General features: G+C 63.6%; 17 protein-coding genes. 10 read left to right on the top strand and 7 right to left on the bottom strand.

The window, feature by feature from the left end; translation table 11 throughout:
* Window positions 1-151: 151 nt before the first annotated feature.
* On the top strand, window positions 152-1,372 hold the full coding sequence (locus QTL95_RS20515) for an MFS transporter (RefSeq protein ID WP_289721762.1): 1,221 nt from the start codon (window positions 152-154) through the stop codon (window positions 1,370-1,372).
* Here the strand turns inward: QTL95_RS20515 and dgcA are convergent.
* A complete protein-coding gene (dgcA, locus tag QTL95_RS20510; protein WP_289721761.1) occupies window positions 1,324-2,307 on the bottom strand; it encodes an N-acetyl-D-Glu racemase DgcA in 984 nt (327 codons plus the stop codon). The genes QTL95_RS20515 and dgcA overlap by 49 nt on opposite strands.
* Before the next feature lie 98 nt (window positions 2,308-2,405).
* Between dgcA and QTL95_RS20505 the strand changes: the two genes are divergently transcribed.
* The 4 genes from QTL95_RS20505 to QTL95_RS20490 are packed head-to-tail and all read left to right on the top strand — an operon-like array spanning window position 2,406 to window position 6,448.
* The gene (locus tag QTL95_RS20505) at window positions 2,406-3,575 is read left to right on the top strand and encodes an ABC transporter permease (protein WP_289721760.1); all 1,170 of its coding nucleotides are present in this window, start codon (window positions 2,406-2,408) and stop codon (window positions 3,573-3,575) included.
* Between the two features lie 9 nt (window positions 3,576-3,584).
* A complete protein-coding gene (locus QTL95_RS20500) occupies window positions 3,585-4,433 on the top strand; it encodes an ABC transporter ATP-binding protein (RefSeq protein WP_289721759.1) in 849 nt (282 codons plus the stop codon).
* Window positions 4,434-4,442: 9 nt separating this feature from the next.
* Complete coding sequence (locus QTL95_RS20495) at window positions 4,443-5,813, top strand: MlaD family protein (protein ID WP_289721758.1); 1,371 nt, start codon at window positions 4,443-4,445, stop codon at window positions 5,811-5,813.
* A gap of 20 nt (window positions 5,814-5,833) precedes the next feature.
* The gene (locus tag QTL95_RS20490) at window positions 5,834-6,448 is read left to right on the top strand and encodes an ABC-type transport auxiliary lipoprotein family protein (protein ID WP_289721757.1); all 615 of its coding nucleotides are present in this window, start codon (window positions 5,834-5,836) and stop codon (window positions 6,446-6,448) included.
* 74 nt (window positions 6,449-6,522) lie between these two features.
* On the opposite strand, the gene QTL95_RS20485 is transcribed toward QTL95_RS20490, so the two are convergent.
* Both QTL95_RS20485 and QTL95_RS20480 read right to left on the bottom strand, forming a co-directional pair.
* Window positions 6,523-6,717, bottom strand: a complete 195-nt coding sequence (locus QTL95_RS20485; protein WP_289721756.1) for a hypothetical protein — start codon at window positions 6,715-6,717, stop codon at window positions 6,523-6,525.
* 52 nt (window positions 6,718-6,769) lie between these two features.
* Window positions 6,770-13,474 carry a hypothetical protein gene (locus tag QTL95_RS20480; protein ID WP_289721755.1) on the bottom strand — a complete coding sequence of 2,235 codons (6,705 nt, stop codon included), beginning with the start codon at window positions 13,472-13,474 and terminating at the stop codon, window positions 6,770-6,772.
* A 471-nt stretch (window positions 13,475-13,945) separates the two neighbouring features.
* On the opposite strand from QTL95_RS20480, the gene QTL95_RS20475 reads away from it, so the two are divergent.
* Both QTL95_RS20475 and QTL95_RS20470 read left to right on the top strand, forming a co-directional pair.
* Window positions 13,946-14,314, top strand: a complete 369-nt coding sequence (locus QTL95_RS20475; RefSeq protein ID WP_289721754.1) for an Hpt domain-containing protein — start codon at window positions 13,946-13,948, stop codon at window positions 14,312-14,314.
* 259 nt (window positions 14,315-14,573) lie between these two features.
* Entirely contained in the window at window positions 14,574-14,894 is a 321-nt protein-coding gene (locus QTL95_RS20470; RefSeq protein ID WP_024312780.1) for a 2Fe-2S iron-sulfur cluster-binding protein, read from the top strand.
* 290 nt (window positions 14,895-15,184) lie between these two features.
* Here the strand turns inward: QTL95_RS20470 and QTL95_RS20465 are convergent, their stop codons facing one another.
* The gene (locus QTL95_RS20465; RefSeq protein ID WP_289721753.1) at window positions 15,185-15,808 is read right to left on the bottom strand and encodes a DUF922 domain-containing Zn-dependent protease; all 624 of its coding nucleotides are present in this window, start codon (window positions 15,806-15,808) and stop codon (window positions 15,185-15,187) included.
* A gap of 92 nt (window positions 15,809-15,900) precedes the next feature.
* Here QTL95_RS20465 and folP point away from each other — a divergent pair, with 92 nt between their 5' ends.
* Genes folP through folK form a run of 3 tightly spaced genes read left to right on the top strand, consistent with a single transcriptional unit; the run spans window position 15,901 to window position 17,649 of the window.
* The gene (gene folP, locus QTL95_RS20460) at window positions 15,901-16,773 is read left to right on the top strand and encodes a dihydropteroate synthase (protein ID WP_442981326.1); all 873 of its coding nucleotides are present in this window, start codon (window positions 15,901-15,903) and stop codon (window positions 16,771-16,773) included.
* On the top strand, window positions 16,770-17,138 hold the full coding sequence (gene folB, locus QTL95_RS20455) for a dihydroneopterin aldolase (protein WP_289721751.1): 369 nt from the start codon (window positions 16,770-16,772) through the stop codon (window positions 17,136-17,138). The genes folP and folB overlap by 4 nt, the downstream gene beginning before the upstream one ends.
* Window positions 17,131-17,649, top strand: coding sequence for a 2-amino-4-hydroxy-6-hydroxymethyldihydropteridine diphosphokinase (gene folK / locus QTL95_RS20450; protein WP_289721750.1), 519 nt, complete (start codon window positions 17,131-17,133; stop codon window positions 17,647-17,649). Before folB ends, folK begins: the two co-directional genes overlap by 8 nt.
* A 54-nt stretch (window positions 17,650-17,703) precedes the next feature.
* Here folK and QTL95_RS20445 read toward each other — a convergent pair whose 3' ends face one another.
* The 3 genes from QTL95_RS20445 to QTL95_RS20435 all read right to left on the bottom strand — a co-directional run bounded on the left by QTL95_RS20445 (window position 17,704) and on the right by QTL95_RS20435 (window position 20,993).
* Complete coding sequence (locus QTL95_RS20445; protein WP_289721749.1) at window positions 17,704-18,255, bottom strand: hypothetical protein; 552 nt, start codon at window positions 18,253-18,255, stop codon at window positions 17,704-17,706.
* A gap of 210 nt (window positions 18,256-18,465) precedes the next feature.
* Window positions 18,466-19,524 (bottom strand): YcjF family protein, encoded by a 1,059-nt coding sequence (locus tag QTL95_RS20440; protein WP_289721748.1) that lies wholly within the window; start codon window positions 19,522-19,524, stop codon window positions 18,466-18,468.
* The gene (locus QTL95_RS20435; protein ID WP_289721747.1) at window positions 19,521-20,993 is read right to left on the bottom strand and encodes a YcjX family protein; all 1,473 of its coding nucleotides are present in this window, start codon (window positions 20,991-20,993) and stop codon (window positions 19,521-19,523) included. Before QTL95_RS20435 ends, QTL95_RS20440 begins: the two co-directional genes overlap by 4 nt.
* Window positions 20,994-21,047 lie beyond the last annotated feature (54 nt).

The raw sequence follows: 21,047 nt of genomic DNA, 5'->3' as shown, positions 1-21,047 counted from the left end.
CCATCGAGCTTTTCTAGAAGACATTTAGTCCGTTGCCTCCGGGCAGCAGGCCCAATTTATTTTTTAAATCGTTTTGGGTGGTCACGCGATTGGCGTGGCTGCCCTCGATTTCATGTGTTAGGCAGGACCAAGTTCCTTTCAGGTCTTCCACATGATTCCCGCTCAACTTCCTTTGTCGGGTGAGGGTGCGCCGCCGCGTTTCCGGCTGCTCAGCGCGCTCTCCTATTGCGCGCCGCTGCTGGTGAACGGCGTGGCCCTGCCGTTCTTTCCCGTCTGGCTCGCGCTCCACAAATTCAGCGATCATGAGATCGGGCTCATCCTTGCCGTGCCGATGGTGGTGCGCGTGCTCGTGGCGCCTGTTGTGGCGATGTATGCGGACCGGATGAAGGAGCGGGCGGACGTGCTGGTCTTCTCCGGCGCGCTGTCGCTGCTGACCGCGATCGCACTTTACTGGACGACGACCTTCTGGCCGGTGCTGATCGTCTATACGATCCAGGGCGCGACCTTTGCGCCCTATGTGCCTGTCGTGGAATCGATCGTCATCTCCGGCGTGCGACGCTGGGGCCTGGACTATGGCTCGATGCGCGTCTGGGGCTCCATCGCCTTCATCGTCTCGACGCTCGTCGGCGGCCAGCTGATTGGGCGCTGGGGCGGCGAGATGGTGCTGCCGGTGATGGTCTTCGGCTTCGTCATGACTGTGGTGATGGCATTCTACTGCCCGCGCATCGGGCCGACGCGGCGGCGGGGCACGCCGGTCGATATTCCGGCGGCAACCGGCAGTTCGCTGCGGCAACCGCATCTGCTGGCGCTGCTGATCGGCGTTGCCATCCAGCAGTCGAGCCACGCCGTCCTTTATGCTTTCGCTTCCATCTACTGGCGCGAACTCGGCTTCAGCGGCACGGAAATAGCGCTGCTCTGGAGCGGCGGGGTCGCGGCTGAAGTGACGGTATTCTTTCTGTCACGGCAGCTCAGCCGGAGGCTGAATGCGTGGACGATGATCCGCTTCGGCGCCGCCATGTGCGTCTGCCGCTGGATCCTGTTTCCGATGCACTGGGGCTTTCTCGGCTTCTTCCTGCTGCAATGCTTCCATTCGTTCAGCTACGCGTTCGTGCATACCGGCGTGCAGCGCCGGATCGTCGCCTCGGTGCAGGAGACGCAGGAATCTTCGGCGCAGGGCGCCTATTTCTTCTATAACGGCATGTTCATGGGGCTAATGACGATCGCCGCTGGCTATATCTACGCCTGGCTCGGTCTTGCGAGCTACTACGTCATGGCCTTGGTGGCACTCGCGGGGCTCGGGCTGATCGTCTACGCCTTCTACCTTCAGCCCCAGAGAGTGGTCTCTGGCGGCCAGACAAGGGAGGCCTCGTAGCGAAGGCCGGGGTCGCGGTCCCTTGCAAGCAGCAGCGGGCCGTCGAGGTCGACGAAGTCGGCGTCCTGCGCGAGAAGCACGGCGGGTGCCATCGCAAGCGACGTGCCGACCATGCAGCCGAGCATGATCCTGAAATCCAGCCTCTGCGCCTCGCGCTTCATCGCCAGCGCCTCGGTCAGGCCGCCGGTCTTGTCGAGCTTGATGTTGATGGCATCGTAGCGGTCGCGCAGGCTGGCGAGGTCGCCGGTGTGATGGACGCTCTCGTCGGCGCAGACGAGGATCGGGCGCTCGATCTCGGCCAGCAGTTCGTCATTGCCGGCCGGCAGCGGCTGCTCGACCAGGGCGATGCCAAGTTCGGCGGCGATCTTCAGATGATGCGCCAGCGTCTCCTCCGGCCAGCCCTCGTTGGCGTCGAGGATGATGGCCGCGTCGGGCGCTGCGGCGCGCACCGCGCGAATGCGGCTTTCGTCGTCACCGGTGCCGACCTTGACCTTCAGAAGCGCGCGGTGCGAATTGTCGCGAGCCTGGGCGGCCATGACGTCGGGCTCTCCAAGCGAGATGGTGAAGGCGGTGGTGAGCGGGCGTAGCGCAAGCAGGCCGATGCCCTGGGCCACGGTCGTCCCCAGCTGTTTCGCCTCGAGATCCCACAGCGCGCAGTCCACGGCATTGCGCGCGGCGCCGGGCGTCATCGCCTGCTGCAATTCCTGGCGGGAGATGCCTGCCTCGATCAGCGGGCGCGCCGCCTCGATCTGCGCGGTGACGCTGGCGATCGTCTCGCCATAGCGGCCGTAGGGCACGCATTCGCCCCGTCCGATTCGGTCGCCATCGCTGAGGATGCAGGTAATGACGTCGGCGGAGGTCTTGGCACCGCGCGAGATCGTGAAAGTCCCCGCGATCGGGAAGGATTCCGGATGAATTTCAAGTGACCGTGGCATATTTGCAATCCTGCACGCATGGAAATTTGGTGTGGCTTCGTTATATTGCCGGCAAGCGGCGAACTCTTGTTCGCGAGTCGGCAATTTCGCCGTAAGCCTTGAAAGACACAAGAGTTTTGAAGTCCGAACCCCGTAACGCCGCCTCACTGCATGTGGACGACCAGACCGATGGCGCGGGGCAGCGTGTGCATCTCGAGGGCAACTGGCGCAGTTCCAACATCCATCTCGTTCTGCGCGACTTCGAGAAGCTGACATCCGGCGCCAAGGGCGATGTGACACTCGATCTCTCCGATGTGACCGACATCGATACGGCCGGGGTCTGGCTGCTCTGCCGCTTCAAGAAGCAGGTCGAGGAGAACGGCCACAGCGTTCGTTTCGAGGGCAGCAACTCCCACATCGACGAGATGATCGAGGAGTTCTCGAAGGAGCCCGACAAGCAGGAGCCTGAGCAGAAGCCGAAGACGACGCTCGTCGAGCGCATTTTCGCGCCGGTCGGCAAGATGACCTACGACGTCTGGAACAATCTTTCGGCCGCCATGTATATCCTCGGCTCGGCTGTGCGCGGCGCGCAGATGAAGTTTGGGCGCGGTAGCGGCGTGTCGCCGGCCTCGATCGTAAACCAGATCGACCACATGGGCGTGCGCGCCGTTCCGATCATCCTTCTGATGTCGTTCCTGATCGGCGCCATCATCGCGCAGCAGGGCGCCTTCCAGCTGCGCTATTTCGGCGCGGAGGTGTTTGTCGTCGACCTCGTCGGCATTCTTCAGCTCCGCGAAATCGGCGTTCTCCTGACGGCGATCATGATCGCCGGCCGTTCGGGTAGTGCGATCACGGCCGAGATCGGGTCGATGAAGATGCGCGAGGAGGTGGACGCGCTGAAGGTCATGGGTCTCAACCCGATTGGCGTGCTGATCTTTCCGCGGCTGGTGGCGCTCACCGTGGCGCTGCCGTTGTTGACCGTTCTCGCCAACTTCGCCTCGCTGTTCGGGGCCGCCGTGGTGGCATGGGGCTATTCCGGCATCACGTTCGCGAACTTCCTGGCGCGCCTGCATGAGGCGATCACGCTCTCGACCGTGCTGTCGGGCATGATCAAGGCGCCGTTCATGGCGCTGGTTATCGGTATCGTTGCGGCGGTCGAGGGCTTAAAAGTAGGCGGAAGCGCTGAGTCGCTGGGCCAGCATGTGACGGCTTCGGTGGTGAAGGCGATCTTCGTGGTCATCCTCATGGACGGGCTTTTCGCCATGTTCTATGCGGCGATCAATTTCTAGGGACGGGACGTGGAAGAACAGCAGGCGACAGAGACCGGACAAGAAAAGGAACGCGACATCGTGCTCTCGGCGCGCGACGTCACGGTCGGTTTCGGCTCGAAGATCGTTCTCGACAACCTGAACCTCGATATCTATCGCGGCGAAATCCTCGGCTTCGTCGGCGCATCCGGCACCGGCAAGTCTGTCCTGATGCGCACCGTGCTTCGGCTGTTGCCGCGCCGCTCGGGGCAGATCAAGATCCTCGGCCAGGACTTCGACGAACTGGACGAACCGCAGCGCAACGCGCTCGACATGCGGCTCGGCGTGTTGTTCCAGCAAGGCGCGCTGTTCTCGTCGCTGACGGTGAAGGAAAACATCCAGGTTCCGATGCGCGAATATCTGGATCTGCCGCCTTCTCTCATGGACGAATTGGCGCATCTGAAGATCCGCCTCGTCGGCCTGGCGCCAGATGCGGCAGACAAATATCCTTCCGAACTTTCCGGCGGCATGATCAAGCGCGCAGCACTGGCGCGCGCGCTGGCGCTCGATCCGGAACTCGTGTTCCTCGACGAGCCGACCTCCGGCCTCGATCCGATCGGTGCTGCCGAATTCGACGAACTCATTGCCAGGCTGCGCGACACGCTTGGGCTTACCGTCTACATGGTGACCCACGACCTCGACAGCCTGTTTTCCGTCTGCGACCGCATTGCCGTGCTTGGGAAGAAGCGGGTAATGGTGGAAGGGACGATCCAGGACATGCTGGCCTACGATGATCCGTGGGTTCAGGCTTATTTCAAGGGCAAGCGCGCACGCTCGATCGTGCCGCAGGATGGCCACGCCGCCGACGCAAGTCCGGCGCAAGACAGCCGCGGGAAGTGAGCGGATACGATGGAAACCAAAGCGAACTACACGATTGTCGGCTTTTTCACGGTGCTTGTCATCGCTGCGGCCTTCGGCTTCGTCTACTGGATGGCCGAATACGGACGCGGCGGCCCGATGGCCGAGCTGATCGTGCGTATTCCGGGCTCCGCGAACGGCCTCAGCGTCGGCTCGCCCGTCCGCTTCAACGGCATTCAGGTCGGTTCGGTGAAGTCGCTGTCGATCGACGCCGATGATCCGCAGTTCTCGCTGGCCTTCACCGAGGTTCGCGTCGATGCGCCGATCTATCCCTCGACCAAGGCCATTCTCGAAATCCAGGGCCTGACCGGCGCTGCCTATATCGAGCTTTCCGGCGGCAAGGTCGGCGAGAAGAATATCATCCAGCAGTCGGTGGATACCGGGAAGCGGGCGGTCATCGTCGCCGATCAGTCGAGCGTGACCAACCTTCTCGCGACCGCCGACAAGATCCTAGACCGCGCCAATGATGCCGTCGGGCAGGTGCAGGGCTTCGTGAAGGATGCGCGCGGGCCGCTCACCAAGACGTTGCAGAACGCCGAGACCTTCTCGGACGCGCTCGCCAAGAACTCCGGCAATATCGACAGCTTCCTGCAGAGCGTAGGGCAGCTTTCCGATACCGTCCGCAAGGTGTCCGGCCGGGTGGATTCGACGCTTGAAGCAGTGGAAGCGCTGGTCAAGGCGGTCGATGCCAAGAAGATCGATCATATCCTCGCCAATGCCTCCAAGGTCAGCGACGACATCGCGAATGCCTCCGGCGACCTGAAGGGCGCCATCCAGACGTTCCGGGAAACGGCTTCGACCTATAACGAGGTCGGCAAGAAGGCGCAGGCGACGCTCGATCGAGTCGATACGCTGGTGGCGCAGATCGATCCGGCCAAGGTGAAGGGCTCGATCGACGACATCTCGCAGGCGACCAAGGACGCCCGCGTGGCCGTCGCCTCGATCAAGGATGTCGCCAATACGGTCTCGTCGCATCAGAAGGATATCGACCAGACGATCCAGAACGTGTCGCAGATGGCCAACAAACTCAACTCGGCCTCCACCCGCGTCGACGGCATCCTGATCAAGCTCGATGCGTTGCTCGGCACCGACAACACGCAGTCGCTGTTTGCGCAGGCGCGCGACACACTGGCGTCGTTCAAGAGCGTGGCCGACAATCTCAACGCGCGGATCGGGCCGATCGCCGACAATCTGCAGAAGTTTTCGAGTGGCGGATTGCGCGACGTGCAGACGCTGGTCAACGACACGCGCAACACCGTGGAAAATCTCAACAATACGATCACCAATTTCGATCGGAATCCGCAAAGGCTGATCTTCGGCGGAGACACCGTGAAACAATATGACGGCCGGACGCGGCGCTGATGAAGGTAGAGGGAACGCATATGGCCGTATCGGATATGTTGGCGCGTCGTTCGCGGATCGTAAAAGCCGCGATGGCGCTGCCGCTGCTGGCGCTCGTGCTCGCCGGCTGCGGCACGTCGGCCAAGAACGATACCTTCGATCTGTCGGCGCCGGTGACCGGCACGGGACCGGCCGCCAAGCGCGCGCAGATCCTGGTGCAGCAACCGACGGCCCTACAGGCGCTGAACAGCGAGCAGATCGTCATCCGCGTCTCGGGCTCGGAAATCCAGTATCTTGCCAAGGCGCAGTGGAGCGACAAGCTGCCACGCATGGTGCAGGCGAAGCTCGTCGAGGCCTATGAAAACTCCGGCAAGCTCGGTGGGGTCGGCGTGCCGGGGCAGGGCCTGGCGATCGACTACCAGGTCGTCACGGATATCCGTTCCTTTGAAATCAGCGCGGGCGGCGGCAGCCGTGCCGTGGTCGAGATTTCGGCCAAGATCCTCAACGACCGCAATGGTACGGTGCGCGCGCAGAAGGTGTTCTCGCAGTCGGTGCCGACAGGCGGTGGAAGCAATGAAGCCTTCGTCAAGGCACTCGACCGCGCCTTCTCCAGCGTTTCCAGCGAGATCGTCAACTGGACGCTTCAGTCCATCTGACACGGAGCCCATCAGGAAGCGCGTTGCCCGGATAGGTTCCGGGCACGGTGCCTCATGGAACCCACCTAGTTTCGTCAGGCCCGCTTGAATGCCGGTGGCAACGAGTTGTCGTCATTGCTGGCCTTGGTCGATGGAACTAAAATCGGGCCGATCCGAGCGGCAGCAAAGCCGACCTTAACTTCATCAATTGTTGCATAGCTGCGCAACCTCGTGCGGCTGCGTTTGCTCGCGGTCACCATCACCTCTCCCAAGACGAAGAAATACAGCAAGAAAAAAGCCGCCTCTCGGCGGCTTTCTCGTATCTGTCTGGTTGAAGCCGGCTTACTTGAGACGGCCTGCGGCGTGCGCCAGCATGGTGTAGACCTTGCCGGTGTCCGAGGTCAGGTAGGACTGCGTGATCGACTTGTCGCGGTCGGTGCGGGCGACGTCTGCGAGCAGCTTTTCGAAGTCGGCGATATAGCGGTCGACGGCGGTGCGGAATTCAGGCTCGCGGTCGTACTTGCGCTTGATCTCGTCGAAGGTCTGCTGGCCCTTGAGTGTGTAGAGGCGGCGAGTGAAGACGTCGCGTTCGCCACGCTGGTAGCGGCGCCACAGGTCGACCGAGGCGTCATGGTCGATGGCGCGGGCGATATCGACCGAGAGTGAGTTCAGCGATTCCACCACATGGCGCGGGTTGCGGCTGTCGTTGCCACGTGGTTGGGCGGCAGGCGCTTCGGCGCGCGGTGCCGGCTGGCGCGCAGCGGCTTCTTCAGCACCGTCCTCGTCACGCGAGGCGCCACGCAGGAGGTCGCTGATCCAGCCGCCCGTCGACGGGGCTGCCGGTGCCGGCGTCGCCACCTGAACGCGCTGCTGCGCGGGAGCGGGGGCGGGCGTCGGCGCCAGTGTGCCGCGCAGGCCGATATTGCCGATCGGCGGCTGGGCCGGGATCGAGCTGGCGACGGGCGCGGGAGCCGGGGCTGCCGGAGCAGGCTGCGGCGGCTGCTGGCTGATGGCCGGCTGGGCGGGACGCGGTGCCGGTTGCGGCTGGGCGATCGTGCGCGGCGCGGGCTCGGAAACCTCGAGCTGCTGTGTCGAGCGGCCAACGATATGCGAGATATCCTGCAGCGCCTTGATCTGCTCGGCAACCGCGCGGCGCATGGCGGCCGCACTTTCCTTGGCTTCCTCGGGAAGATCGAATGCGCCGCGCTTCAGTTCGCTGCGGGTCATGTCGAGTTCCTTGCGGATATCGCCAGCGGAGCGGCGAATTTCCTCGGTGGCGCCGGAGAAGCGGGCGACCGCCTCGTCAACTGCCGTGCGCAGCGATTCACGCAGCTGATGGGCTGCGCCGTCGGACGCGCGGCCGGCCTCGCCGAGCATGCGCTCGACGTCCGACAGCGATGCCGTCAGGCCGCCGCGCAGGCGATCGGAAAGCTCGCTCGAGCGGCGCTCGGCATTGCCGAAGGCGCCGTCGATCGTGGAGTTTGCATCCTCGCCGGCCTTGGTGAGCGCGCTGCGCATCGTCTCGGCGGCTTGCTCGGCGCGCTTCTCTGTCTCGGAGAGCACGCGGCCGATGTCGGCGAAGGAAGACTGGACGCTTTCGCGCAGATTGCCGCTTACCTGGTTGGAGCGCTGCTCGGCGCGGTCGAAGGCGGATTCGACCATGCCGCCCAGCGAGCGCATGGTCTTCTCGATGTCTTCGGAGCGCTGGACCAGGCCGATCGACAGGTTCTGCAGAGCGGTTTCGCGGTCTTCCAGCGTCGATACCAGGTTCGACTGTGCGGCGGCGAGCAGGCCGGAAGCCTGGCTCAGCACCTTGGAGTGCTCGTCGAAGCGGCCTATGATGCCGCCGACCTGGGCGAGCGTCTGGCCCGAGATGTCGGACAGGCGATCGACCTTGCCTTCGAGCAGGCGCGTCGAGGCGGAGACCATCTCGGCGGCCTTGGAGGCGGAGTCGGTGAAGCGCGAGGTGGTGTCGCCGAGGCGGCCGTCGACGGCTGTCAGGTCTTCGGCGGCGCGGCTCATCATGGCGCCCATGGTGGCGCTGTTGTCGGAGAGACGCTCGATCAGCCGGTTGACGTTGGCAAGCAGGCTGTTTTCCATCGCATCAACGGCGGTGGACGCGCTTTCGGTGCGCGCTGCGATGGCGTTGATGAGCGCTTCGTTCTCGCTGCGCAGGCGGCTCGTACTCTGCTCGGTGGCGGCGACGATGCGGGCGGCGGCTTCCTTGCCGGTTTCCGCATAGCGATCGATCATCGGGCGTGCGGTCTCGTCGAGGATCTTGGTCAGCTCGGTCGAGCGACCTGCCAGCATCGAGTTCAGCTCGCGGGTGCGATCGTCGAGGGTCGCGCGGATCGAGTTGCCACGGGCCTCCAGCGCCTTCTCGACGTCGCTGAGCGATGAGTCGATCTCGCGGGTGCGATCCTCAAGGTTGCTGCGGATGGCGTTGCCGCGTGCTTCCAGAGCCCGCTCGACATCGCCCATGGTGGAGGCGATCTGCTCGCTGGCGTCGGAAATCGTGGTGCGGATGCCGGTGCCGTGTGCTTCGAGCGTGCCCTGGGCGTCGCTCAGAGCGCGAGAGATGGCGTTGACCTGGCCGCTGACCAGCGTTTCGGCTTCGGCAACCTTGTTGATGATGGCGTTGCCGGCTTCGGAGAAGGTCTGGGCAACGGCGGCTGCCTGGCCGGCAAGGCGGTTCTGCGCCTCGGAGACGCGGCCGACGATCTGCTCGGAGCGCTCCTCGATGGTGCGGGCGAAATCGCTGCTCTTGTTGTCGAGGCCCTCGGCGAACTGCTGGCCGGTGCGGCCGAGCGTTTCGGCGGCGCGGTTGGCTTCGCTGTCCATGCCTTCGGTGGCGTCGGCAACGGCGCTGCGCAGCGAGGCGGCGAGACCAGCGGCCTTGCCTTCGATGGTGCGGTTGACGGCGTCGAGGCCGAGCGTGAGGGCGCGGTCCATCGTCGAGAGGCGCTCATCGATACGGGCGCTGCCGCGATCCATGGCTTCGCCGATGCTTGTCGTGCGACCGTCGAGCTCGGAGGTGAGATGCGCGGTGCGGTTGTCGATCGCTTCGGTGAGCTTGCCGGCGCTGCCGTCAAGGGCGGTGGCGATGCGCGATGTCGCGTCGTCGCCGAGCGTGCCGAGCTGGGCAATGCCTTCCTGCAGCGTGGTCGACAGGCGGTTGCCCGCGGCATCGACCTGTTCGGCGACACCGCCGACGCCATCGCGGATGCGGTTTTCGAGCGCTGTGAGACCGGCTTCAACCCGCGAACCGGTCTCGGCGAAGCGACCCGTCATGCCCTCGATCGACTGGCCGAGGTTGGAAGAGAAGGTTTCCGCCGTGCGGGAGATTTCGCCCGCTGCATCGTGGAAACGGCCGGCGATCTGGCCGGTGCTGTCGCGCAGGCGGTCTTCCAGCGACTTGGCACTGTTGTCGATGGTCTGGCGCAGCGAGACTTCGTGATCCTCGAGTGACATTTCCAGCATGCTGACGCTGGTGGCGATCGAGGCACCGATGGTCGTCGCCTGGTCGGCGAGGGTGTCGCCGATGCGCTCATGGGCGTCGCGGAGCGTGATGTTGATCGCCTGCTCGCGATTTTCGAGCGTGGCGCGGATGCGGTCGTGCGCCGCATCCAGGCCGCCTTCGATGCGCGACGCGGCGTTGCCCGTCAGGCTCTCCATGCGTGCGGCGGCACTGTCCGTCAGGTTCTCGATACGCGCGGCCGCATTGCCGGTAAGTGTTTCGATGCGATCGGTGCCGCCGGTCAGGGTGTGCGCCAGCGAAGCGGCGTGGTCGGACAGCGAGCGCTCGAGGCGATCGTGGTTGTCCGTGTAGGCGCTGCGGATGGCATCCGCCTTGTCGGCGAAGGCACCGGCGACGCGGGACTCGGCACCGGCCACGGTGTCGAGCAGGGCATTGGTACGAGCTTCCAGCGCATCGTCGAACCGGCTCTGGCTCTCGCTGAAGGATACGGCAAGCGCCAGGGTCTTTTCGTCGAGAGTATCCGATAGGCGGTCTTCGACCGTGGCGATCGAATTGGTCAGCGCATCGACGCGGTTGGAGAGGCTGTCCTCGATGCGGCTATGGCCTTCGGTGAGCGAGGTCGCAAGTGCCGCGGCGCGTTCGCTCAGCGTCTCGCCAATCAGCTTCTGGCCATTGGACAGCGAGCTGTCGATCGTTGCCGCGTGGTGATCGAGCGTCTCGGAGAGGCGGCTGTGTGTCTCGTTGAGAGAAATCGCCAGCGTCATGGCGCGGTCTTCCAGCGCTTCACTGAGGTTGGCCTGGCCCGTCGCCATCGAGTTGGTGATCGCCTCCGCGTGGTGGCCGAGCGTATCGCTAAGGCGGTTCTCGGTCTCGTTCAGCGACACGGCAAGCGCCATGGCGCGATCATCGAGCGCCTCGGTCAAGCGGGCGTGTCCCGTCGTCATCGAGGTGGAGATCGCATCGGCGTGATGACCGAGCGTGTCGGCGAGGCGGCTTTCGGTCTCGTTCAGCGAGACGGCCAGCGCCATGGCGCGGTCGTCGAGCGCCTCGGTGAGCTGCTCGTGGCCGCTTGCGATCGACTTGGTGATCGTATCGATGCGCTGGCCCAGCGTGTCGGCGATCCGGCTCTCGCCTTCGTTCAGCGATATGGCGAGCGCCATGGTCTTGTCGTCGAGCGTTTCGGCGAGCTTCTCATGACCGCCGACCAGCGAATCCGCGATCGACCTGGCGTGATGGCCAAGCGTATCATCGATGCGGGCATGGCTCTCGTTCAAGGCGATGCCAAGCGCCATCGTCTTATCTTCAAGCGTTTCGGCAAGGCGATCGTGGCCGCCGACGATGCTGTTGGCGATCCCGTCGGCATGCTTGCCGATGGTTTCCTCGAAGCGGTTCTGGCTTTCGTCGAGCGCGATGGCGAGCGACATGGCCTTGTCGTCGAGCGTGTCGGCCAGGCGATCGTGGGTCCCGGACACGGCGCTGATGATCGCTTCCGAGCGGCTGGCAAGCGTGTCCTCGAAGCGGGCCTGGCTGTCCGACAGCGCCGAGGCGAAAGCGCCGCCGCGCTCGGCCATGACGCCGTCGATGCGCTCATGGGCTGAATCAAGCGCATGGGTGATCTCGGAAGCGCGCTTGGAGATCATGTCGTTGAGGTCGTCGGCGCGGCCGAAGGCCGAGGTGATCTGCTCGGTGCCGGCGGACACCGCGGAGGTCAGGTCCGAGGTTGTCGTCAGCAGCGTCTCGCGGAATTCCGTTGCGCGTGCCTGCAGATTGTTGTGCAGCTCGGAGGTGCCGGAGGCGAGCGCCAGCGAGACTTCCGAGGTCGCATGGCTCAGCGCCGTGGTCATTTCGGTCGTGCGCGCGTTGATCGCGCCGGCGACTTCCTCGACCTTGTGCGACAACGTGTCCTCGAGAACTTCGCGACCGGTCGCCAGCGCGGTTGCGAGCGCGAAGGACTGATCCGTCAGCGACGAGCCGATATGTTCGATGCTGGAGCTCAGGATGCCGTTCAGCGATTCCGAACCGCCGCTCAGCGTCTCGTTGATGCGGTTCAGGCTCTCCATCAGCTTGGTGTCGAGCGAGCCGGCGCGCTGGTCGAAGGCATTGGCAAATTCGGCGACGCGGTCGTCGAAGGACGTCGAGAGCTGGGCGACGGTCGCCTGCAGGCGCTCCTCGAAGAAGCCGGTGCGCAGGTCGAGGTCCATGATCGTGTCGTCGACGCTCGACTGAAGGCTCTGGCGGAAGGTCGAGCCCTTCTCGTCGAGCGCGGAGTTGAGCTTCGAGAGCACGTCGTCGAGCGTGCCGGTGATGTTGCGTTCGCCGCCGGAGAGGCTTTCGCTGATCTCGCGGGTGCGGGCAATCAGGATCTCGTTGAGCTGGCGGGCGCGGTCGTTGAGCGCCGCGTTCAGCTTCTCGGCATTGCTGTCCATGGTGGACGCGCGGGTTTCGAACTGGCTGAGGATATGCTCGCCGTGTTCGCTGAGATTGGTGCTGAGCGACTCCAGGCGCGTATCGAACTCGTTGGCGAGCGCGAAGCCGGAAGAAGTCAGGGTCTGCAGCAGGGTGTCGGTCTTGGCTGCGAGCAGCGAGCCGATCGACTGGATGGCGGATTCCGACTTCTCGGTGATCGTCGCGGCGCGCGTGTCGATCATCGACGCGAAAGCCTCGCCAGAGGTGGCGAGACGTACGGCGATCTCTTCGGTGGCAAGCGAGAGATCTTCCTTCAGCTGATCGTGAACGCCCGAGATGGAAGTGCGGATGCGCTCGGCGTGATTGACGATCGCTTCGCGCTCGGAGCCGAGCTCGTGGACGAGGCCGCGCACGCGCAGTTCGTTATCGGCATAGCTGCGCTCGAGCGCATTGACTTCGGAATGGACGAGCGTCTCGAGCTCGGAGGCGCGCGCGATGGTGCGCTCGATGCCTTCGTTCATCGCCGAGACTTCGCGGCGAACGGCCTGGCCGACCGTCATGATGCGTTCGGAGGCGATCGTTTCCGGCTCGGAGAGGCGCAGCGCCACTTCGGCCATGGAACGCGCGGCGTTGCGCATGTCCTGGGCGCGCGACATCATGATGGCGAAGGCGAAGAAGAGCATGACCGGCACGATGATGCCGATCAAGCCAGCGATGACGCCGGGAAGCGCCACGAGATCGGCGATCGAGCGGATCTGCCAGATGCCGGGCGAGTAGAGAAGCGCCATGAGGCCGAGGCCGGCGACGATCCAAAGAGCCGAGACGAGCGTGGCGTTGCGGATCGCCGAACGCAGCGAGCCGCTGTCGAGCGACTTCAGAAGCGAGGCCGGCGTCGTGCGGTTGGCGTCGTTGGCTGCGAAGGCGGGCGCCCTGGAGGGCTGCTCCGGGAGGCGAGGGGCGTTGCCGCCGCGCCGCTTCTGGCCTTCATCCTTGCTCTGCTGATTGCGCGGGCTGGGTGTTTCAGACACGTGGGCCTCCGGGGCGTCGGGCGTTTTGCCGTTGCGTAACGGCGTAGGATCTTCCGCGAAGTCGATCTGCAGGGCTTCGTCCAATGCCTTGAACGCCTTGTCCTCAATCGATTCGTTGTACTTGTTGTTCGCCATTCCGATACGCCTCGTTACATCTCAGCCGGTTCATCAACGCATTCGGGCTTTTCCGCCTAACCCGAACCAAACCTTTGCCTCTGAACCTATCCGCACCTCATTTACGAGGGGTGGATAAGTCTTTCATTTCAGAGTGGATAGCTGCTTTTCCCTACAGACGGTATCAAAACATTACCACTATCCACTTGGCGCGCAAAGGCATGTGCCGCAGGCCTCGCGCAGTCGTACCGTAGTGACACATCCGGCGCTGCTAGACAATTAACGGGGTTGTTCAAATCCTTCGCTATTAATTCATTGTTAACACAATTTAACGGATCGGCCGTGTTAAAAACCAACAGCTTACGGGTGTTTAACCGACGTTAACCATATGTCGAGAAATCCGCCGTGATCGCGGTCGAATTTAACGCGATCGCCACCGCGCCGCCGCACCATCGGGTTTAGACGGCGGGACACACGACGGGAGATTGACAGATGGCAGCAGTGAGTATCGCGTTTGCGGCACCTGACAACAGCGACGGACAGCGTCCATCCCAGGAGCGTCCAGTCGATCTGGTGCACCTGGCGAAGCAGACCATGGGCGACAAGGCCCTGGAAATAGAGGTCTTACAGATGTTTGCGCGACAAGCCCGCGCCTGCCTGCAGGAGATGTCCTGCGGGGAAGCCAAGCGGGTGGAAGCAGCGGCTCACCGGCTGAAGGGTGCAGCCGGGGCCGTCGGCGCGTTTCGGGTCGCTCAAACGGCGGAAGCGCTGGAAGGCAATTGCGGTGATGCGGCCAATATGGCGGCCGTCGGCGTTGCCGTGATCGAGGCGGAGAATTTCATTCTGAAGCTCTGCCGTTGACGTATTCAGCCCGGCCGCAAAGGCAGTCCGGGCTAGCGGGTGCCGAGATGGCACAACGACGATAAAATCGACTGGAAGAAACCCGTTGCGTCATTTCGGAGCAGCGGGTCTTTTTGCGTCCTCTTGCGTGGCGCAATCGGACAAGCGTGTCGCTTTCATGTCTGGAATAAAGGGCTCATGCCTGTCAAATGTTGACTGGCTGACCGATTTGTTGGAAGAAAAATCCAGACCCTCCCTTTGAAATTACCGGAAATCATCAATGCCGAAACTGACCATTGTCGCCTTTGACGGCACGCGCTTCGATCTCGACGTCGATCAGGGATCGACGGTCATGGAAAATGCCGTGCGCAACTCCGTTCCCGGCATCGAAGCCGAATGCGGCGGCGCCTGCGCCTGTGCCACCTGTCATGTCTACGTCGACGACGAGTGGACCGAACGCGTCGGTCCGCCGGAAGCGATGGAAGAAGACATGCTGGATTTCGCCTTCGACGTTCGCCCGACGTCGCGTCTCTCCTGTCAGATCAGGATGAAGGCTGCCCTCGACGGGTTGACCGTGCACGTCCCCGAGCGCCAGGCCTGATATCTCCGGCCAAAAAAAGCCTCGCTGGCCGTGAGACGAGCGAGGCTAGGTAGGCGCATTACCTACGGACGAGGGAGGATCGTCCGCGGCTTCGCAACGCGCCAGGAGAACCCGGAGACGATGGTTCAGGTACCTCCACCTGAACTTTCGAATGATTGAATATTAGCGCGTTATGTTGGACTTAGCTAGGGTGAGAAATAACCGGTAAATCACTGGGGCTGCTGGCGTTTCGCACAATTTTTGTTACGCGGCTAAAGATCCGTGATCGAATTCGATCCCCGAATCGGCTATTATTCGCCGCCCGATCGTCCCAAGCGATTGTTCAGGAGCCGCATCATCCGGTTCTGGAAATTGACCGCCTCGACGCGGTCGAATCGGGCCTGCAGGCGATCGTGCTCGTCGATCCCGCGGACCGAGACCTCGCTGACTTTCTCCTGCATGAGTTCGCAACTGCGTTGCGCGGGCAGGGCAAGAATCTGCCTCTCCATGGCGCGGGCCTGAACCCGTGCGATCTCGGCGTGGCGCTCCTCATGGCGCTTGATATCGCTCGACAGCGCGTCCCAGATCATCGACAGCTGCTTGCTGGCGCCACGGCGGTCGGTCCAGCGCGGCAAAATGATCTGCGTGTGGACAGTCACCTTGGCGCTGCCGACCCGGCACTTGCCGCCGCTCTCGACATAGGTGGCGTCGCCGCCGAAGCGGATCTTGGTGGCGCCGGGGTGGCGGGAGGAAGAGCCGTTGGCGGTCGGACCGCGTGTGCTCAGCTGGCTGTCGAGTTCGTCCGCGGTTTTCCCCTTGATGCTGAAATAGGAATAGCTCTTCGTGGCAACCACGGCGGCAAAGGACGGGCCGGCGGTGGATATTCCCATGGAAAAGGCAAGCGGGAGAAGCATATAACGCAGTGCGGAGGGCATTCGACAAATACTCATGTTGAAGTTTGCCGGAGCTTGGGGCATAGCCACCGCCAGCGCAATATCGGCGGCCGTTTTTTTGATCGATAGGATGAATGCCGTTGGCAAAGCTTCAGAGTAGTTTCTGGCGGGTCGGACACGACCGCGAGATAGAGCTCGGCAAACGCGCCGTCATCATGGCGATCGTCAACGCGACGCCGGATTCCTTTTCCGACGGGGGCAAGTACGAAACCGTCGACGCGGCTGTCGCGCACGCCTTGCAGGCGGTCGCGGACGGTGCCGAGATCATCGATATCGGCGGGGAATCGACGCGGCCGGGCGCTGACGTGGTGACCACAGAAGAAGAGAAGGCGCGCGTGCTGCCTGTCGTCGAGGCGCTGCGGACCAGAAGCGACGTACTGATCTCCATCGATACCTATCGCGCCGACACGGCGCGGGCGGCGATCGCGGCGGGCGCGCATATCATCAACGATGTGTTCGGGCTGCAGCGGGAGCCCGAGATCGCCGACATCGCGGCGAAGACCGGCGCGGGGCTCTGTCTCATGCATACCGGTCGCGATCGTGAAAAGCTGCCCGATCTGATCGAGGATCAGTTCGTGTTTCTCGAACGGTCGCTGCGGATCGCCGCGGATGCAGGTGTCGTTACCGACCGCATCGTCCTCGATCCGGGCTTCGGCTTTGCCAAGGATACGCGGGAGAACCTCGAACTGATGGCGCGCTTCGGCGCGTTGCACCGGCTCGGTCTGCCGCTGCTTGCCGGCACTTCGCGCAAGCGGTTCGTAGGCGCGGTGACCGGCCGAGAGGCTGCCGATCGCGATGCGGGTACGGCGGCGACGAGCGTCTTCCTGCGGCTGGAGGGCGCCGCGATTTTTCGGGTACATGATGTCGCAATCAACAGGGACGCGTTGGCCGTCGCCGATGCTATGCTCGAGACGCGCGACGATCTCGAGCGGAGAAACATGCCATGAGCACCACCTACACCATCACCCTGCAGAACTGCGCCTTCTTCGCCCGTCACGGCGTCCATGACGAGGAGGAGTTTCTCGGGCAGCGCTTCTTCGTCGATGCCGAGCTCGACGTGACGGCCGGCGATGCGCTGGAGAGCGACCAGATCGGCGATACCGTCAATTACGGGATCGCGTTCACCGTGATCGAGGAGATCGTTACTGGCAAGAGACGCTACCTGATCGAGGCGCTGGCGCTCGATATCGCCAAGGGTCTGTGCCAGACATTTCCGCAGATCAGGCGCGCCAAGATCACGGTTCGCAAGCCGAACGCGCCGGTGCCTGGCGTGCTTGATTTCGTCCAGGTGAGCGTCGAACATTTTGCCTGATACATCATTCAAGACCGCGACACTCGGCCTCGGCGGCAATCTCGGCGATCCCGTGCATGCGATGGCGGCTGCCCTGCGGGCGATCGATGCGCGCGAGGACTGTCTGGTATCGGCGGTGTCGCGCGTTTACCGCACTCCACCTTGGGGCAAGACCGACCAGTCGCATTTCTTCAATGCCTGCGCCGAGGTCGAGACGCTTTTGGCGCCGGAAGCACTTCTGGATGTCTGTCTGCATATCGAGCGAGGGATGAAGCGCGAGCGCATCGAGCGCTGGGGTCCGCGAACGCTCGATATCGATATCCTGACCTATGCCGATATCGTGCAGGCGGGACCGAAGCTCGAATTGCCGCATCCCCGGATGACCGATCGCGGTTTCGTGCTGATGCCACTGGCCGATTTCGCACCGGATCTGGTCGTCAGGGGATCGTCGGTCCGCGACTGGTTGGCGAGCGCCGATATCGAAGGCATCGAAGTCGCCGAGCAGGGTACTGACTGGTGGCGGAACGGTTGACGCAAAAAAAGCGGCGAGACCGCCGCTTTCGATGACTGTGAACCGTGAAAAGTCTTACTCGACGGAGCCGACGGTGATCTCGTCGACCTGACGGGTCAGCGTCAAGCCGATGACCGGAATCATCTGGCTTTCGACCTTCACCGACAGCGTGACGTTCATGGTCTTGTCGTCGCGGACGCGGGCAATCATCGCGCCGTTGAGCTTGGCGCGGTTGATGCCGATAACGACCGTATCCTGGGTGACGGCGCCGGAGACGATGTCGAGACCCTTGCCGGCCGCGCCATCAAGGAACTGGCCCTTGTAGCTGCTGCCCGACTGGGTAATCGTCGCGCTCATCGGCTGCTTGAAGACGCCGACGCGGCAGCTTCCATCCAGCTTGATGCCGGCGCTGTTGCCCGGGACCGGCTCGCCCGTCAGGTTGCAGCTGAACTTCGTGCCCTTGTACTTGCCGGCAACGATTTCGCCCGGACCCTTCCAGCTTCCTGATACGGATTCGAAGAACGCCTTGTCGCGGGTGGCGGCCGTTGCTGCCGGTGCCATATCGACGATGGGAGACAGGGCGACTGCGGCGAGGCCTAGTAGGAGAAGAGACTTGCGCGGATACATGGGTTTTCCTTGGCGAATACCATCGCTTAACTGAGCTCAAGTTTTGCCGAAGAATGGTTAATGCTTGGTTTCCAGCCGGGCGATGTGGCCGGATTTGCACCACTTCGCTGACACCAGAAATTGTCGTGGTCGTGGCCTAGCGCGTTGAATTTATGGTCGCTATTGGCCTGAGAGGGAAGAGACGAGAAACTCTCGATCGCCCCGCATTTTTCAAGGGTTTTTGTCGCGCTGCGTCATCGAGGGCGTGAGATCCCCGATGAAGTCGCCGATTCCCGGGCGTTTGAGCGCGCGGAAAGCGAGCGGGCGGCAGAGGTCCATGGCGGCAATCCCGATACGAGCCGTCATCAGGCCATTGATGACACCTTCGCCGAGCCGGGCCGAGAGCTTCGAGGCCAGCCCATGACCGAGAACCTGCTGGACGAGGCTGTCTCCCACCGCGATCGAGCCGGTGACGGCGAGGTGGGCGAGGACGTCGCGCATCAGCCTGATCATGCCGAGCGTGCCGGGGCGGCCGCCGTAAAGCTCGGCCATGGCACGGATCAGACGGCTGGCTTCGTAGAGCACATAGAGGAGATCGACGATCGCGCGCGGACTGACGGCGGTAACAATGGAGACGCGTTTCGAGGAATTGACGATCAGCGCCCGCGCCTGGCGGTCGAGCGGCCCGAGCAGCTCGCGCTCCGCGAGCGCCAGCAGATGCGGCGCGTCGATGATGTCGTTTTCCGCCGCCTTGAGCGTGGCGCGGCCCCTGGCTGTCTCCGGCTTGGCTGACAGCAGCGATTCCAGGCTCTTGACCAGCGCACGGGCCTTGGCTGGCCTGGTCTCGACGATAGCCGCGTCGGCCTCGGCCTTGATGGTCTGTACCGCGGCGAGGCGCATCATGCCGGCGGTTTCGCGGATAACGATCGCGAGGATGGCGAGGATGCCGACGGCAAGTGCGGCCAGCGCCGTATAGCCCAGCCAATCGGCACGCGAGAAGAGGTTGTGGATGAGGCTGTCGGTCCAAAGGCCGAAGGCGAGCGAGAACAGCACACCGAAGGCGCCGAGCGCGATCTTGGCGAACGAGCGGTTGCGGCGGCGTGGCGTGGCGACCGGAAGGTCGGCGAGATCCTTGCCGGGATTGAGGAAGGGATCGTCCTCATCCGTCGTCAGAACGATATCGTCGGAAAAGCTGCCGGGCTCGCGCTGTTCCTGCGCTGGTTTGGGAAGCTGCTGATCCTGTTCGTCCTCGAAGGCGAAGGAGGCCGGTGTGCGGGGAGGCTTGATCATGCGAGGCGATCTCCGAACAGGAACTGCATGGCGCGGTCGAGCCGGATATGCGGAACCGACAGCTTGATGCCGCCGCCGGTCTCCTCAAGTTGCGGCGGACGGAAGCGCACGACGTTGACGTCGGGCAGGCTGACGTCGTCTCCGGCCTCGATGCGCTCGAACAGCCGTTCCGGATCGGCGGGGAGGTCGCCGGGAAAGATGGCGGTCTTTTTCGAGCCGTCGAAACGCTCGCCGGCAATGGTTTCGCCCTCCATCGGGGTGCCGACGATGACCGGCAGTTCGTGGCCGTCGCGCTTGACGGTGGCCTCGCGCGTGGCGCGGACGGAAGCGAGCGCCATGACATCGATGCCGGCGCCAGCCATGCCGATGCGCTGGATGGCGCGATCGACGAGGCGGCGGGTGAGCGCATCGAGCCGGTCGTGGCTTTCATGATGCAGGTGGTCGGCCTTGGTGGCGGCGACGAGGACGCGGTCGATCCGCCGACCGAGCAGCGAAGACAGCCATGAACTGGTGCCGGGACGGAAGCAGGCAAGCACCTCCGTCAATGCGCGTTCGAGATCCTGCACGGCCTCGGGACCGCGGTTGATCGCCTGCAGCGCGTCGACAAGGACGATCTGCCGGTCGAGGCGCGCGAAATGCTCGCGGAAGAAGGGTTTCACGACGACCGATTTATAGGCCTCATAGCGGCGCTCCATCATCGCCCACAGCGATCCCTTTTCCGGCCGGCCTTCCGGCGGCAATGCGAGCGGGGCGAAGGTCAGGGCCGGCGATCCGTCGAGATCTCCCGGTAGCAGGAAGCGGCCGGGTGGTAGCGTCGACAGGGAGCGTTCGTCGGATTTGCAGGCCTTGAGATAATCGGCGAAGGACGAGGCGAGGTCGCGGGCCAGCATCTCGTCGGCCGGCGCGTTGATGTCGGTTCCACGGGTCAGTCCCAGCCAGTGTTGGGAGAGTTCGGCGCGGACGCCATTCGAGGCGAGCGCGATCGTTTCCTCGCTGAAGGTCCTGTAGTCCTTGCCGAGCAGCGGCAGGTCGAGCAGCCATTCGCCGGGATAATCGACGATATCGATCGACAGCCGGCCGGGCGAGAAGAAGCGGTTCCAACCGCTGGCGCTCTGGTAATCGAGCGTGATGCGCAGCTCCGAGATGGCGCGGGTCGAATCGGGCCAGACGCGATCCTTCACCAGCGCGCGGATGTGGTCCTCGTATTGAAAGCGCGGAACGGCATCATCGGGCTGCTGCTCAAGCCGCACCGCCGAGACGCGGCCGGATTGCACCGGCTCGAAAAGCGGCAGCCTCCCGCCATGCAGCAGATTGTGCACCAGTGATGAGATGAAGACCGTCTTGCCGGACCGAGACAGGCCGGTGACGCCGAGGCGGACAGTCGGATTGACCAGGCCGGAGGCGCGGTCCGTCAGGTTATCCAGCGCTATGCGCGCGTCATCGGTGAAGGAGGTGAGGCTGGGCGGCAAGACGGAATTCCGATTGAATCGTGAAAACCATATAGGAACCGCGACGCGGAACGA

It is taken from the genome of Rhizobium sp. S152 (assembly GCF_030380735.1).
Classification (GTDB): domain Bacteria; phylum Pseudomonadota; class Alphaproteobacteria; order Rhizobiales; family Rhizobiaceae; genus Rhizobium.
Note: the sequence above shows the minus strand (reverse complement) of the source record. Positions and strands in the feature narration are given on the sequence as shown.